Origin of the sequence: Pseudomonas fluorescens, from assembly GCF_902497625.1 — a bacterium.
In the GTDB taxonomy this organism is placed as follows: Bacteria; Pseudomonadota; Gammaproteobacteria; order Pseudomonadales; family Pseudomonadaceae; genus Aquipseudomonas; species Aquipseudomonas fluorescens_BQ.
In genome coordinates this window covers 19,035-33,115 of sequence record NZ_CABVGX010000057.1, presented here as the reverse complement: position 1 = coordinate 33,115, position 14,081 = coordinate 19,035, and the positions used below count along the sequence as shown (strand labels likewise).

12 protein-coding genes are annotated in these 14,081 nt (G+C 58.8%); 3 read left to right on the top strand and 9 right to left on the bottom strand.

Features of this window, described 5'->3' with window-relative positions; all coding sequences use genetic code 11:
- On the top strand, window positions 1–2,497 hold a 2,497-nt coding region (locus F8N12_RS24655), incomplete at its 5' end, for a nitrate reductase (RefSeq protein ID WP_150582707.1).
- Between the two features lie 10 nt (window positions 2,498–2,507).
- Window positions 2,508–3,272: a uroporphyrinogen-III C-methyltransferase gene (gene cobA / locus F8N12_RS24650; RefSeq protein ID WP_150582706.1), complete on the top strand. Its 765-nt coding sequence runs from the start codon at window positions 2,508–2,510 to the stop codon at window positions 3,270–3,272.
- 83 nt (window positions 3,273–3,355) lie between these two features.
- Here cobA and F8N12_RS24645 read toward each other — a convergent pair whose 3' ends face one another.
- From F8N12_RS24645 to ppsA, 8 genes are all read right to left on the bottom strand, one after another.
- On the bottom strand, window positions 3,356–4,390 hold the full coding sequence (locus F8N12_RS24645) for an OmpA family protein (RefSeq protein WP_150582705.1): 1,035 nt from the start codon (window positions 4,388–4,390) through the stop codon (window positions 3,356–3,358).
- 107 nt (window positions 4,391–4,497) lie between these two features.
- Window positions 4,498–5,088, bottom strand: coding sequence for an RNA polymerase sigma factor SigX (sigX, locus tag F8N12_RS24640; RefSeq protein ID WP_150582704.1), 591 nt, complete (start codon window positions 5,086–5,088; stop codon window positions 4,498–4,500).
- Window positions 5,089–5,173: 85 nt separating this feature from the next.
- Complete coding sequence (locus F8N12_RS24635; protein ID WP_150582703.1) at window positions 5,174–5,998, bottom strand: mechanosensitive ion channel family protein; 825 nt, start codon at window positions 5,996–5,998, stop codon at window positions 5,174–5,176.
- Window positions 5,999–6,000: 2 nt separating this feature from the next.
- A complete protein-coding gene (locus tag F8N12_RS24630) occupies window positions 6,001–6,249 on the bottom strand; it encodes a hypothetical protein (RefSeq protein ID WP_028621381.1) in 249 nt (82 codons plus the stop codon).
- Between the two features lie 63 nt (window positions 6,250–6,312).
- A complete protein-coding gene (locus F8N12_RS24625) occupies window positions 6,313–7,308 on the bottom strand; it encodes a zinc transporter ZntB (RefSeq protein ID WP_150582702.1) in 996 nt (331 codons plus the stop codon).
- A gap of 36 nt (window positions 7,309–7,344) precedes the next feature.
- Window positions 7,345–7,836 (bottom strand): ribonuclease E activity regulator RraA, encoded by a 492-nt coding sequence (gene rraA / locus F8N12_RS24620; RefSeq protein WP_150582701.1) that lies wholly within the window; start codon window positions 7,834–7,836, stop codon window positions 7,345–7,347.
- A gap of 120 nt (window positions 7,837–7,956) precedes the next feature.
- Entirely contained in the window at window positions 7,957–8,946 is a 990-nt protein-coding gene (locus F8N12_RS24615) for an alpha/beta fold hydrolase (RefSeq protein ID WP_150582700.1), read from the bottom strand.
- 103 nt (window positions 8,947–9,049) lie between these two features.
- The gene (ppsA, locus tag F8N12_RS24610; protein WP_150582699.1) at window positions 9,050–11,425 is read right to left on the bottom strand and encodes a phosphoenolpyruvate synthase; all 2,376 of its coding nucleotides are present in this window, start codon (window positions 11,423–11,425) and stop codon (window positions 9,050–9,052) included.
- A gap of 174 nt (window positions 11,426–11,599) precedes the next feature.
- Between ppsA and F8N12_RS24605 the strand changes: the two genes are divergently transcribed.
- Window positions 11,600–12,418, top strand: coding sequence for a pyruvate, water dikinase regulatory protein (locus F8N12_RS24605; protein WP_150582698.1), 819 nt, complete (start codon window positions 11,600–11,602; stop codon window positions 12,416–12,418).
- Window positions 12,419–12,506: 88 nt separating this feature from the next.
- Here F8N12_RS24605 and prpD read toward each other — a convergent pair whose 3' ends face one another.
- Window positions 12,507–13,991 carry a 2-methylcitrate dehydratase gene (gene prpD, locus F8N12_RS24600; RefSeq protein ID WP_150582697.1) on the bottom strand — a complete coding sequence of 495 codons (1,485 nt, stop codon included), beginning with the start codon at window positions 13,989–13,991 and terminating at the stop codon, window positions 12,507–12,509.
- Window positions 13,992–14,081: the final 90 nt, after the last annotated feature.

The window sequence follows — 14,081 nt, the reverse complement described above, 5'->3', positions numbered from 1 at the left end:
CAGCCGCACCGACTGGGACACCGCGCTTGATCACGCCGCCGACGTCTTCGCCGCCACCGTCGCCGAGCACGGGCCCGACAGCGTGGCTTTTTACATCTCCGGCCAGTTGCTCACCGAGGACTATTACGTCTTCAACAAACTGGCGCGGGCGCTGGTGGGCACTAACAACATCGACAGCAACTCGCGCCTGTGCATGTCGTCTGCAGTAGTCGGTTACAAACGCAGCCTGGGCGCTGATGCACCTCCGTGCAGCTATGAGGATATTGAGTCGAGCGACTGCGTGCTGATCGTCGGCAGCAACATGGCCTACGCCCACCCCGTTTTATTCCGGCGTCTGGAGGAAGCAAAATTCCGTCGACCGCAGATGAAAGTCATCGTCATCGACCCGCGGCGTACGGATACCTGCGATCTGGCAGACCTGCACCTGGCGATACTTCCAGGCACCGATGTCGCCTTGTTTCACGGGATCCTGCACCTGCTGCTGAGGGAGCAGTGGATTGACCGCGAGTTCATTGAGACGCACACCGACGGGCTGGCAGAACTGCAAGCGCTGGTGAGCGATTACACGCCGCAGAGCGTGGCCAAGCTTTGCGGCATCAGCCCCGCGCAACTGCACCAGTGCGCGGAATGGGTCGGCACGTCGCCGAGCTTCCTGTCGCTATGGTGCATGGGCCTTAACCAGTCAACAGCAGGCAGCGCGAAAAACAGCGCGTTGATCAACCTGCACTTGGCAACCGGGCAGATCGGCCGCCGCGGCGCAGGACCTTTCTCCCTGACCGGTCAGCCAAACGCCATGGGCGGGCGAGAAACCGGGAGCTTGTCCAACCTGCTGCCGGGACATCGAGAAGCAGCCAATGCTGAACATCGCGCTGAAGTGGCGGCTTACTGGGGCGTTGAGCAACTTCCCGCATCCACAGGACTGACCGCTGTCGAGCTGTTCGAGCAGATACGCAGCGGCACAATCAAGGCACTGTGGATCGCTTGCACTAACCCGGCGCAATCACTGCCGGATCAAAATGCCGTGCGCGCGGCATTGCAAGCTTGTCCCTTCGTGGTCTTGCAGGAAGCTTTCCGCACCACCGAAACCGCCGCCTTTGCCGATCTACTGCTGCCGGCGGCAAGCTGGGGTGAAAAGGAAGGCACGGTGACCAATTCCGAACGGCGGATTTCCCACGTGCGGCAAGCGGTAGTCGCACCGGGTGAAGCACGTGCGGACTGGTCGATTACGGTGGATTTCGCACAACGCCTGGAGAAGCTTCTGCGGCCTGGTCAGACCAGTCTTTTCGCTCTCGAGTCACCCGCGCAGATCTTTGATGAATACAAACTGCTCACCCGCGACCGAGATCTGGACCTGTCCGGCGTCAGCCATGCATTGATCGACCGTCTCGGCCCTCAGCAGTGGCCGTTTCCAGCAGGCGCGACGCAAGGCACGCCACGACTGTATCTGGATGGGATCTTCCCTACCGCTAACGGCCGCGCACGGTTCATTGCCGATCCTTACCTGGCGGCCAAAGAACAACGGGACGCAGCGTTTCCACTGACCTTGCTCACCGGCCGTTTGCGCGATCAGTGGCATGGCATGAGCCGCACCGGTACGGCCGCGCAATTATTCGGTCACGTCAGCGAAGCCCTGTTGAGCCTGCACCCGGATGAGCTGCGCCGGCATTCTCTGCAATCGGGCGATCTGGTCAGCCTGAGCAGCCGTCGCGGCTCGCTGATCGTTGCCGTCGGCAGTGACGACAGTGTGTGCCCGGGTCAGGCTTTCCTGCCCATGCATTGGGGGGATCGTTTCCTCAAGGGTGGCGTAAACAGGCTCACTCAACCCGCCTTCGACCCCTTGTCGAAACAGCCGGAGTTGAAACACAGCGGCGTGCGTCTGGAACCGGTGAATCTGCCGTGGACGCTTTTCGCCCTGGTCGAAGGTGATGTTCAACAGCATTTCGAGGCGCTACGACCACTGTGCGAGGCGTTTTCGTACGTCAGTCTCAGCCTGGCCGGTCGTGAGCGTCCAGCGCTGCTCATCCGCGCCGCCAGCCTCAACGCACCGGAGCCTGCATTGCTGCAGGCTATCGACCAATGCCTCGGTCTCATTGAGGGCCCGGTGCTGGCCTATGACGACCCGCACCGATCGATTGGCAAACGGGTACGCATCGAAAACGGCCGGATTACTGCGATTCGCCTCGCCGGCGAAACTCTTGCTCAACACTGGCTGCAAAACCTCTGGCTCGAAGGTCGCGCCGATCAGCAGCTGCGGCGCTGGCTGCTGGCACCGTTGAGCGCTGCGCCGGGCAACAGCAACACGCCAGTGACGGGCAACAAAGTTCTCTGCAATTGCATGAACGTCAGCCAGGGCGCCATTTGCTCGGGTATCAGCAGCGGTCTGGACTTGCAGGGTTTGAAACAGCAATTGGGTTGCGGTACGCAATGCGGTTCCTGCGTTCCGGAAATCAAGCGCCTGCTGGCTGCCTCCGCGCAGCCGCTCGCCGTTATCTCGTGAGGAAAATACGATGAACGCTAAAGTCTGGCTGGTGGGTGCGGGTCCCGGTGACCCGGAACTGTTAACCCTGAAAGCCGTTCGGGCACTGAACGAAGCGGCTGTGGTGTTGATCGACGATCTGGTGAATGAGGCGGTGCTCGAGCATTGTCCGCAGGCGCGGATCATCCCGGTGGGCAAGCGTGGGGGGTGCCGCTCGACACCCCAGGCGTTCATCCATCGCCTGATGCTGCGGTACGCCCGCCAAGGCAAGTGCGTGGTGCGGCTCAAGGGCGGCGATCCGTGCATTTTCGGTCGAGGCGGTGAGGAGGCGCAGTGGTTGCGGGAACAGGGAATCGAGGTCGAACTGGTCAACGGTATCACTGCCGGTCTGGCAGGGGCGACGCAGTGCGGTATTCCCCTGACTTTACGCGGCGTAGCCCGCGGCGTGACGCTGGTGACGGCGCACACGCAGGATGACAGCAGCCTGAACTGGCAGGCGCTGGCGCAAAGCGGCACGACCCTGGTGATTTACATGGGTGTAGCGAAGTTGAGCGAGATCCGCGAACAGTTGCTGGCCGGAGGCCTGGCGGCAGATACGCCGGTGGCGATGATTGAAAATGCCTCCTTGCCGCATCAGCGCGAATGTCGGAGCAGCCTCACAGCAATGGAGGAAGATGCCTACATCTTTGTATTGAAGAGCCCGGCTATCCTCGTGATCGGTGCAGTGGCGGCTTGCGGTGTGCAGACCGAGTGGTTGCACGGCTTGCCCGCGATGAGGGCGGACCGGTCGGCCTGAATTTTTTGATTGGCCTTTTCAGTTAAATCGCAGACAAAGAAAAGCCCGGCCTAAGCCGGGCTTTCCTCAGAGCTTCGAGCTAATTACTTAGCTTGAGCTTCAACCTGCGCTTCTACGCGACGGTTTACAGCGCGGCCAGCGTCAGTAGCGTTGTCAGCAACTGGGCGGGATTCGCCGTAGCCAACAGACTGAACGCGGGACGACTCAACACCGTACTGGTTGGTCAGAACTTGCTTAACGGCGTTTGCACGACGCTCGGACAGTTTCTGGTTGTAAGCGTCAGGACCGACGGAGTCAGTGTGACCTTCAACAGTGGTGCTGGTGGATGGGTACTGCTTCATGAAGTCAGCCAGGTTCTTGATGTCGCCATAGCTGTTGGTTTTAACAACAGATTTGTCGAAATCGAACTTAACGTCCAGCTCTACACGTACAACTTCAGCAACTGCAGGGCAGCCATCAGCGTCAACAGTTACGTTGGCTGGGGTGTCCGGGCACTTGTCAACGTTGTCGCAAACGCCATCGTTGTCGCTGTCGGAGCAGACTTCAGCTGGTGCTGGAACTGGAGCAGCAGCAGGCTTGGAGCCGCCACCGAAGTTCACACCGATACCAACGCTAGGTGCCCACTCAGTGTCGCCCTGGTCGATATTGTACTGAGCTTCAACGCCGGCACGGGCATAGAAGTTGTCAGTGAAGTACAGCTTGGCACCGCCGCCAACGTTGGCGAAGGTAGAACGGTTACGACCGTTGCTGCCATTCTGGTCGATGCTCTGGTCCGAGAAACCGGCCGAGACGTAAGGACGCAGCATGTCGCCTGGATTGTTGAAGTGGTACAGAGCGTCCAGAGCGGTGTTAGCGCCTTTAACGTTAGTGCCGTCGTCAGTACGGGCGTTGTGTACTTCGTCGTAGGCCAGACGCAATTCAACGTCGTCGGTCAGGAAGTAACCGATCGAACCGCCGAACAGGTTGCCGTTGTTTTTGAAGTCGCGAGCGCTGTCGAACATTTCTTTCTTGGCGAAGCCTTCGATTTCAACTGCGCCTTGGCCTTGTGCCAGCGCGCCGAACGAAGTGGCTGCAATAAGAGAACCAATGGCCAAGCCCAAGGTGTTTTTCAGTTTCATCCGTTAAATCCCCATCTGGTGATTGTGAAGCAGTCCCGCAAACCGGGGGACAACTCGGCGGCAAGTCTATCAGAACTTGCCTACACGTAAGAGATATTTGCGTCGAACTAAGTTTCAGCCACGCCTGCAAATTTCTCACGCAATTTATCTAGAGCACGTTTGTAACGCATTTTTGTCGCACTCAAACCCATGTGCATGATATCCGCGATCTCCTGAAACTCCAGCTCTGCGACAAATCGTAGCACCAGAATTTCCCTGTCGATCGGGTTTACATACACCAGCCAGCGATCGAGTCCGCCCTTCTCTTCAGGGTTTGGCGCCTTTTCTTCAGACGCTTCCTCAAGAGGGTCCAGACTCAAAGCGTCCATCAAGCGACGCTTACGCCGTTCCTTCCGATACTGAGTGATGCATTCGTTGTACGTGATGCTGTAGAGCCAGGTTTTGAACTTCGATTTCCCCTCGAAGTTCTTCAGGCCATACAACACCTTCAACATCACTTCCTGACAGACATCGTCCGCGTCGCGATCGTTCCCAAGATATCGTGCACAGACGTTAAATAATGTTCGCTGGTAACGCCGCATCAGTTCTTCGTACGCACGCGTCACGTGAAACAGCTCGGTATGCGAGCGCGCGACCAACTCCTCATCAGAGAGCTCGCGGGGGTCGTAGCGCGTAGAGAGCGTTTGAGCTTTATTCAAAACAAGTCGGGCCGACAGTCAGGTCAATGTCCGCCGCAGCCCTGATGGGCATTTGCGGCGGCATACATTAGCAGGGTTTGCCGGGTTAGCGGCTACACACATGCTGCTCCAGCAGGATCCGATTGGAGAGAGAGACTAGCTCACCCTCGTCGGTCAGCAGTGTAGTTTTAACCGTGCCGATCTCTTCGATCTGCCCTTCGACCTCGCCAACACGCACTTGTTGCCCAACCTCATACAACTCACGCACATAGATTCCCGCAAGAATCTGACCGGCAATCTCCCGGCTTCCAAGCCCCATGGCCAGCGCAACTGCCAGACCAACGGTAATCAATACGATGACGATCACATGGTTGAGCAGGTCAGTCTTGACCTCCAACTGGCTGATCGCCACCGAAATACTGATGATAATCACCAGGCCCTGGGCAATTCGCCCCAGCCCTGAAGCGTAATCCAGTCCTACGCCTTCGGCCGCACCACGCACCAGCCCGTTGGCCAATTGCGCCAGCAGCACGCCTACCAGCAGCACCAGCGCGGCGCCAAATACCTTCGGCAAATACAGCGCAAGCATATCCAGCGTAGCTGAGACTCGCTCAAGTCCAAGAGATTCCGCTGCAGAAACCAGAAATATCAGTAGAACGAACCAGTAAACGATTTTGCCGATCAGTGTCGAGATCGGCACCTGCAGGCCAGCCCGGGACAATAATTTTGTCAGACCGGTGCCGCCCATCAGGCGATCAAGCCCCAGTTTCGCCAGAAGCTTGGACAGCAAAGTGTCGAGCAGTTTGGCGACCACGAAACCCAACAGCAGCACAACCAGTGCGCCGAACAGGTTCGGGATGAAGTTAGCAATTTTAGTCCACAACGCAGTCATTGCAGTGACGAGGCTCTGAGTCCAGAGATCAAGTTCCATATTCAATCAGCCTTATCAGCGGTGCGAACGGTAGGTTTGCGGCGACGGGAAACCGGCGAGACGTGCGCCGATCCATTATTCAAGGCGATCATCAACGCGGGCAGCCAGCGGCCCAGCAGGCTGAACAGGTCACCAGCGCCGACCTGGCGATTGGCGGTTTTCAGCACACGGCCAAGGCACGCATCGTCGTCGCGGGTGGACGGTGAAGCGTTCAACATGTCGCGTAAAGACTGTTCAAACGGATCGTGCATACGCACCTCTCGTGATGTCTGTGAAAGACGCGGCCAAAATTGACCGGGTCACATGACGCGTTGTCAGACCCAGCGCAAACGTCGGAATAACCACCACTGCCCGAGCGCCACCGAGGCCATCAGCAGGCAGGCAACCATGAAGCCATAAGGGCTGTCGGAGAGGGGAATTCCTCCGACGTTGATGCCCAGCAAACCGGTCAGAAAACTCATCGGCAAAAAGATCCCGGTGATGATTCCGAAGCGGTACATTGTGCGGTTCATGCGCACGCTCAAGCGTCTGTCTTCGGCCTCGAGGACCAGCCCCACTCGCTCCCGGGTCAGTTCCAGCTCTTCCAGATAGCGCGTCAGACTGTTGTTCAATTCATTCCAATAATCGCCATCGTCTTCGACGAACCAGGGCAGTTTCAAGCGCGTCAGTTGCCCGAAAATTTCCCGTTGTGGCGCCAGGAAGCGCTTCAGCGCAGCAGCCCGTCGGCGGATCTGCAAAATGGCGCCGTGCTCCGGTGTATACCGTTCGTCGGCATCCAGTTTTTCTTCTTCTTCATCGACCACTTCCGAGAGGCAGCTGACCAGATCCTGGACCTTGTTGGTGAGGTATTGCGCCATATAAAGGATGAGCTCGGACGCAGTTTTCGGCCCCTTGCCTTCGGCGAGTTGCACCAGCAACTCGTCGGTGGCGCGCAACGGTCGCAGCCGCAGGGAAATCACCCGTTGTGCCGCCGCGAAGATGCGCACCGACACCATGTCTTCAGGCTCGGCCCCGGGGTTGAGGTTGACTCCGCGCAAAAACAGCAACAGCTCGGACTCCGGCAGCGCGAGCAAGCGCGGCCGGGTGTTTTCTTCAAGCAACAGGTCGCAACTGAATTCGGTCAGACCGCTGTACTTGCGCAGCCACGTCTGGGTTTGCGGGTGACTGCGATCCCAGTGCAGCCACAGGCTTTCATGCGCCTGCAACTGCAATTGGTCGAGTTCAGTCCGGGCTATCGAACGCGCACCGCCTTTACCATCCAGCACCAGGGCATGCACCAGGCCCCACTGCGCGTTGTCTTCCTCGAACATCCTCACCCCTATCGTTGAAACGAACAGCCGACGGCTTTATTCAGGCATTTTCAGCGGGCTTGGCGAGATGATCACGCCATTATTGTCCGCGTATACATAATGGCCCGGATGAAACGTCACCCCGGCGAAGGTCACCGCCACGTTGAGATCGCCAATGCCGCGCTTGTCGGTCTTCATCGGATGACTGGCCAGGGCCTGAACGCCAAGATCGGTCTGTGCGATGACGTCCACGTCGCGGATGCACCCGTAGATGACCATGCCTTCCCAGCCATTGTTGGCCGCCTTCTCGGCCAGCATGTCGCCCAGCAGGGCGCGCCGCAGCGAGCCGCCGCCATCGACCACCAGCACTTTTCCTTTACCTTCCAGCTCGACCTGGTCCTTGACCAGCGAGTTGTCTTCGAAGCACTTGATGGTCACGATTTCACCTCCGAAGGAATCGCGGCCGCCGAAATTGCTGAACATCGGCTCCAGCACCTGCACCAGTTCCGGGTAGGCATCGCACAGGTCGGGCGTGAGGTAGTGGTTCATCGAAAAACTCCTGTAGGTGAGAAGACGTCGAGGATGTCGCAATGTGACCGCAAAAGCGTTATGCGTCATAGCTTAGCCGCAAGGCGGTCCGAGCGGAATGCCCTGATTAGAGCACTGCTTTCAGATGGCCGTGGCCAAATCCGTTCGATCGCCCAGCACAGGCGCCTGCTGATCCGCCAGCCAGCGCGCGACCAGGGGCCAGACTTCGACCTGCGCCGCTTTGCTCACAAGCATTTCAACATGCCCGAAATTATCGCCAAAACCCTGCTCGCGTCCCAGATTGACGAATTGTTTTTGCTCCGAACCCAATTGATCGAACAGTTTCCGACAGGCCCAGGCCGGGTCTTGATGATCACCGGCGGCGCTGACGGCTAGCATCGGCACCTTGACATCCGCCAGCCCGGCCCACCAATCCTTGTCCGCATCGCCAAAGCGCCCGAACAGCCCATACCAGCGCATGCTTTCCAGTGCCAGGCCGATTGGCTCGTCCTCGGGCCCGCGCTTGAGCCGCGAGCCGGACAGTTGTGCGAAGCGTTTGAGAATGAAGCGTCCGCCCCACTCCACTGGAGGAATTTTCAACGGCCAGTACGTGCGGCTGACCTGGGTGCCAAAAAACGCCGCCGAGGCCACCATCGGCGCGCCAATGTATTCACCGCCCAGTGCCGCGGCGAGGGTAATGCCGCCCAGCGAATGGCCGATCCAGTGCGGTGCCTGCCCGCTTTGCTCACGCACGAATGCGCCAATGGCTGGCAGATCGTAGCGCGCGTAGTCGGCGACACGGTTGTTGCGGTAATTGTGGTTGCGCCGGGACAGGCCATGCCCACGCATTTCGGCGATCCACACATCAAAGCCCAGTCGCGCCAGGTACGCGCCGAGCCCGAGCCCCCTGGGTGAAAACCAGAAACGGCGGTTGGAAAAACTGCCATGCAACAAAATCACCGGCACCCCGCGCACCGCTGGCTCGTCGGCCATGCCAAGGCGCGTGACTGCCAGCTCGACGGTGAAGTCAGGGCTGTTGCCGGGTTTCAAACGATAGACGTCTTCGCTCAGATCACCACGCCGCTCGGCGCTGATCAGGGCGACAGGAAACAGGTTGCTGCTGCTCTGCATAATGCTCTTGCACAAAAAAGGGCGGCTTCCAGAGGAGCCCGCCCTGATTGAATCTTTGAAAGGGCCAATCTCCTACGGGAGATGAGCCCTTTCTCTTACACCATCAAGCCTGCGCTTGACCTTCGGCCAGGAAAAACCAGGTTTCCAGTACCGAATCCGGGTTCAGCGAAACGCTTTCGATGCCCTGCTCCATCAACCACTTGGCCAGATCCGGGTGGTCCGAAGGGCCCTGACCGCAGATGCCGATGTACTTGCCGGCCTTGTTGCAGGCCTGAATGGCATTGGCCAACAGTTTCTTGACTGCCGGGTTACGCTCGTCGAACAGGTGCGCGATGATCCCGGAGTCACGGTCCAGGCCCAGGGTCAGCTGGGTCAGGTCGTTTGAGCCGATGGAGAAGCCGTCGAAGAACTCGAGGAATTCTTCAGCGAGGATCGCGTTCGATGGCAGTTCGCACATCATGATGATGCGCAGACCGTTCTCGCCGCGGGCCAGGCCATTCTCGGCCAGCAGATCGATCACCTGGCTCGCTTCGCCCAGGGTACGGACGAATGGCACCATGATTTCGACGTTGGTCAGGCCCATCTCGTTGCGCACACGCTTGAGGGCGCGGCACTCGAGCTCGAAGCAGTCGCGGAACGCTTCGCTGATGTAACGCGAGGCGCCACGGAAGCCCAGCATCGGGTTTTCTTCTTCCGGCTCGTAGAGTTTGCCGCCGATCAGGTTCGCGTATTCATTGGACTTGAAGTCCGACAGACGCACGATGACCTTTTTCGGGGTGAACGCAGCGGCCAGGGTACTGATGCCCTCAACCAGCTTGTCGACGTAAAAATCGACCGGGTCGTTGTAACCAGCGATGCGCTTGTCGACGCTGTCCTTGATGTCCTGCGGCAGGCCGTCGTAGTTCAACAGCGCCTTGGGGTGCACGCCGATCATGCGGTTGATGATGAATTCCAGACGGGCCAGGCCCACACCGGCGTTCGGCAGTTGCGCGAAGTCAAATGCACGGTCCGGGTTGCCGACGTTCATCATGATCTTGAACGGCAGATCCGGCATGGCGTCCACGGAGTTCTTCTTGATGTCGAAGCCCAGTTCGCCCTCGAAGATGTAGCCGGTGTCGCCTTCAGCGCAGGACACGGTCACGCCCTGGCCGTCTTTCAACAGTTGGGTGGCGTTGCCGCAACCCACTACCGCCGGGATGCCCAGTTCGCGAGCGATGATCGCCGCGTGGCAGGTGCGCCCGCCACGGTTGGTGACGATGGCACTGGCGCGCTTCATGACCGGTTCCCAGTCCGGGTCGGTCATGTCGGAGACCAGGACGTCGCCCGGCTGGACCTTGTCCATCTCCGACACGTCCTTGATGATGCGGACCTTACCGGCGCCGATGCGCTGGCCGATGGCGCGACCTTCAACCAGCACGGTGCCGGTTTCTTTCAACAGGTAACGTTCCATGACGTTGGCCTGGGTGCGGCTTTTCACGGTTTCAGGACGGGCCTGGACGATGTACAGCTTGCCGTCGTCGCCGTCTTTGGCCCATTCGATGTCCATCGGGCACTGGTAGTGCTTCTCGATGATCATCGCCTGCTTGGCCAGCTCGCTGACTTCGGCATCGCTGAGGCAGAAACGTGCGCGATCAGCCTTGTCGACGTCGATGGTTTTCACCGACTTGCCGGCCGTGGCGACTTCGCCGTAGATCATCTTGATGGCTTTGCTGCCCAGATTGCGGCGCAGGATCGCCGGACGACCAGCCTCCAGCGTTCCCTTATGGACATAGAATTCATCCGGGTTGACCGCGCCTTGTACGACGGTTTCACCCAGGCCGTAGGCGCCGGTGATGAACACCACGTCACGGAAGCCCGATTCGGTATCGAGGGTGAACATCACGCCGGCGGTGCCGGTTTCGGAGCGCACCATGCGCTGCACGCCTGCCGACAGGGCGACCAGTTTGTGATCGAAGCCCTGGTGCACGCGGTAGGAGATGGCGCGGTCGTTGAATAGTGAAGCGAACACCTCTTTGGCGGCGCGAATGACGTTTTCGACACCACGGATGTTCAGGAAGGTTTCCTGCTGGCCGGCGAAGGAAGCGTCCGGCAAGTCTTCGGCGGTAGCGGAAGAGCGCACGGCGACGGCCATGTCAGGGTTGCCGGCCGACAACGTTGCAAACGCGGTGCGGATTTCGGCATTGAGCTTTTCGGGGAACTCGGCTTCCATGATCCATTGACGGATCTGCGCGCCGGTCCTGGCCAGGGCATTGACGTCATCGACGTCCAGGGCGTCGAGGGCGGCGTGGATCTGATCGTTCAGACCGCTCAGTTCCAGAAAATCACGGTAAGCCTGAGCTGTCGTGGCAAAGCCACCAGGCACCGATACACCGGCACCTGCCAGGTTGCTGATCATCTCGCCCAGGGATGCGTTCTTGCCCCCCACATGCTCAACGTCGTGTTTGCCGAGCTTATCGAGGGAAACTACGTACTCTACCAAGGTGATCTCTCCACTAACTGTGTTGGAAAAGCTCAGAAGCCGGCGCTCTTGAAGAGCATTTGCCAGCTGTATGGCCTGGACCTGGAAAATAAGTGAGAATGCGGGCCACTGGCGGCCGGCAAATCGCGCCTATCATATCCAAGATTCTTGATTAGCTTAAGGCCCAAGGTGCAAATGAAACGATCTGCTTTCTTTATCTCCGATGGCACCGGCATTACTGCCGAAACCCTGGGGCAAAGCCTCCTGGCGCAGTTCGAAAACATTACCTTCAGCAAATTCACGCGGCCGTATATCGACAACGTGGATAAAGCGCGAGCCATGGTACAACAAATCAACAAAGCCGCCGAAACAGACGGCTTCCGGCCGATCATCTTCGACACCATCGTCAATCAGGACATCCGTGAGATCCTGGCGATGTCCAATGGTTTCATGATCGACATCTTCTCGACCTTCCTCGCCCCGCTCGAGCAGGAATTGACCGAGCATTCTTCCTATACCGTGGGCAAGTCCCACTCCATTGGCACCAACTCCAATTATATGGAGCGTATCGAGGCGGTGAACTTCGCTCTCGACAATGACGACGGCGCTCGCACGCATTATTACGACAAGGCCGACCTGATCCTGGTGGGCGTGTCGCGATGTGGCAAGACGCCGACGTGTTTGTACATGGCCATGCAATTCGGCATCCGCGCGGCGAACTATCCGCTGACCGAAGACGACATGGAACGCCTGCAATTGCCGGCCGCCCTGCGCGCCCACCAGCACAAGCTGTTTGGCCTGACGATCGACCCGGACCGTCTGACCGCAATCCGCAACGAACGTAAGCCCAACAGCCGCTATTCGAGCTACGCGCAGTGCGAATTCGAAGTGCGCGAGGTGGAGAACCTGTTCCGCCGCGAGAACATTCCGCACATCAATTCCACGCATTTTTCCGTGGAAGAGATTTCCGCGAAGATCCTCGTCGAAAAAGGTGTTGAGCGGCGGTTTAAGTGAGGGGGGCAGCTTCAAGCTTCAAGCTTCAAGCTTCAAGCTTCAAGTCTGAGCCTGAGTCGGCATGACTGCTTGTAGCTTGTAGCTCGCCTCAAACCACAAACAAATCCATAAACCGGTTCACCGGCGTTGTCTCCAGCGCTGCCTGATCCTTGCACAACGCAAAAATCTCTTCGCTACGCTGACTAGTGAATCGTGTCAGCAGGTTCGCCCTGAACTTGTCTTCCAGCAACGGAATCCCGTCAGCACGGCGACGCCGATGACCGATCGGGTACTCGACCACCACGTTGTCGGTGCTGGAGCCCTCCTTGAAAAACACCTGGATCGCGTTGGCAATGGAGCGCTTGTCGGCTTCCAGGTATTCGCGGGTGAAGCGCGGCTCCTCAACAATGACCATTTTTTCCCGCAGCACGTCGATGATCGGATGCGCCGCGTGGAAGTCGTCTTCGTATTGCTCGGCGACCAGGTTGCCAAACGCCAGCGGCACGGCGGTCATGTACTGAATGCAGTGATCGCGGTCGGCGGCATTGGCCAAAGGGCCCACCTTGGAAATGATGCGGATCGCCGATTCGTGGGTGGTGATGACGATTTTGTCGATTTCATGCAGACGATTTCTAACCTGTGGATGCAGGATCACTGCCGCTTCACAGGCGGTTTGTGCGTGGAATTCCGCCGGAAAACTGATTTTGAACAGTACGTTTTCCATCACGTAGGTGCCGTACGCCCGGCTGAAACTGAAGGCGCGTTTGTCTTCGGGCTTGAGCGCCAAGTCGTTATTGGTGTGGCTGAACAGCACGTCATAGAAGCCCCATTGTCTGGCGGTCAGCACGCCGGGGATCCCCATCTCCCCGCGCATGGCGATGTCTGCCAGGCGCACTCCTCGACTGGTCGCATCGCCCGCCGCCCAGGATTTGCGCGAGCCGGCATTCGGCGCATGCCGATAGGTGCGCAGCGCTTGCCCGTCGGCAAAGGCGTGGGACAACGCTGACAGCAGTTGCGCGCGATTGGCGCCCATGAGTTTGGCGGTGACGGCGGTCGAGGCGACTTTCACCAGGATGACGTGATCGAGCCCTACACGATTGAAGGAGTTTTCCAGGGCGATCACGCCTTGAATGTCGTGAGCCATGATCATGGCTTCGAGCACCGCGCGGATGGTCAGCGGCGCATCGCCATTGGCCAAGCGTTTTTGCGAAAGATGATCAGCAACCGCGAGAATTCCTCCCAGATTGTCTGAGGGATGCCCCCATTCGGCGGCGAGCCAGGTGTCGTTGTAGTCCAGCCAGCGGACGATGCAGCCGATGTCCCACGCCGCCTTCACCGGATCAAGGCGATAATGGGTGCCCGGTACCCGCGCGCCGTGCGGGACGACAGTACCTTCGACGATCGGGCCGAGGTGTTTGGTGCATTCGGGGAAACGCAAGGCCAGCAGGCCGCAGCCGAGGGTGTCGATCAGGCAATTGCGGGCGGTGTTCAGCGCTTCCTCAGACTCGACTTTGTAGGTGAGAACGTAGTCGGCGATGTCTTGCAGGACCGAGTCGTAGTCGGGTCGGTTGTTCAGGTCAACGTTGGTGCTCATGTTCGATTCACTCGGTTAGTGCTTCGTTGATGGGACCTCGGTTCAGTTAAATCTCAGTCGGTGACAACACTCTTATTATTGAAATGCGAT

Excerpts from the sequence above, each read along its gene's own strand:
- cobA (WP_150582706.1), top strand. The coding sequence starts at position 2,508 with ATGAACGCTAAAGTCTGGCTGGTGGGTGCGGGTCCCGGTGACCCGGAA.
- F8N12_RS24645 (WP_150582705.1), bottom strand. The coding sequence starts at position 4,390 with ATGAAACTGAAAAACACCTTGGGCTTGGCCATTGGTTCTCTTATTGCA.
- F8N12_RS24635 (WP_150582703.1), bottom strand. The coding sequence starts at position 5,998 with ATGGAACTTGATCTCTGGACTCAGAGCCTCGTCACTGCAATGACTGCG.
- F8N12_RS24630 (WP_028621381.1), bottom strand. The coding sequence starts at position 6,249 with ATGCACGATCCGTTTGAACAGTCTTTACGCGACATGTTGAACGCTTCA.
- F8N12_RS24625 (WP_150582702.1), bottom strand. The coding sequence starts at position 7,308 with ATGTTCGAGGAAGACAACGCGCAGTGGGGCCTGGTGCATGCCCTGGTG.
- rraA (WP_150582701.1), bottom strand. The coding sequence starts at position 7,836 with ATGAACCACTACCTCACGCCCGACCTGTGCGATGCCTACCCGGAACTG.
- F8N12_RS24615 (WP_150582700.1), bottom strand. The coding sequence starts at position 8,946 with ATGCAGAGCAGCAGCAACCTGTTTCCTGTCGCCCTGATCAGCGCCGAG.
- F8N12_RS24605 (WP_150582698.1), top strand. The coding sequence starts at position 11,600 with ATGAAACGATCTGCTTTCTTTATCTCCGATGGCACCGGCATTACTGCC.
- prpD (WP_150582697.1), bottom strand. The coding sequence starts at position 13,991 with ATGAGCACCAACGTTGACCTGAACAACCGACCCGACTACGACTCGGTC.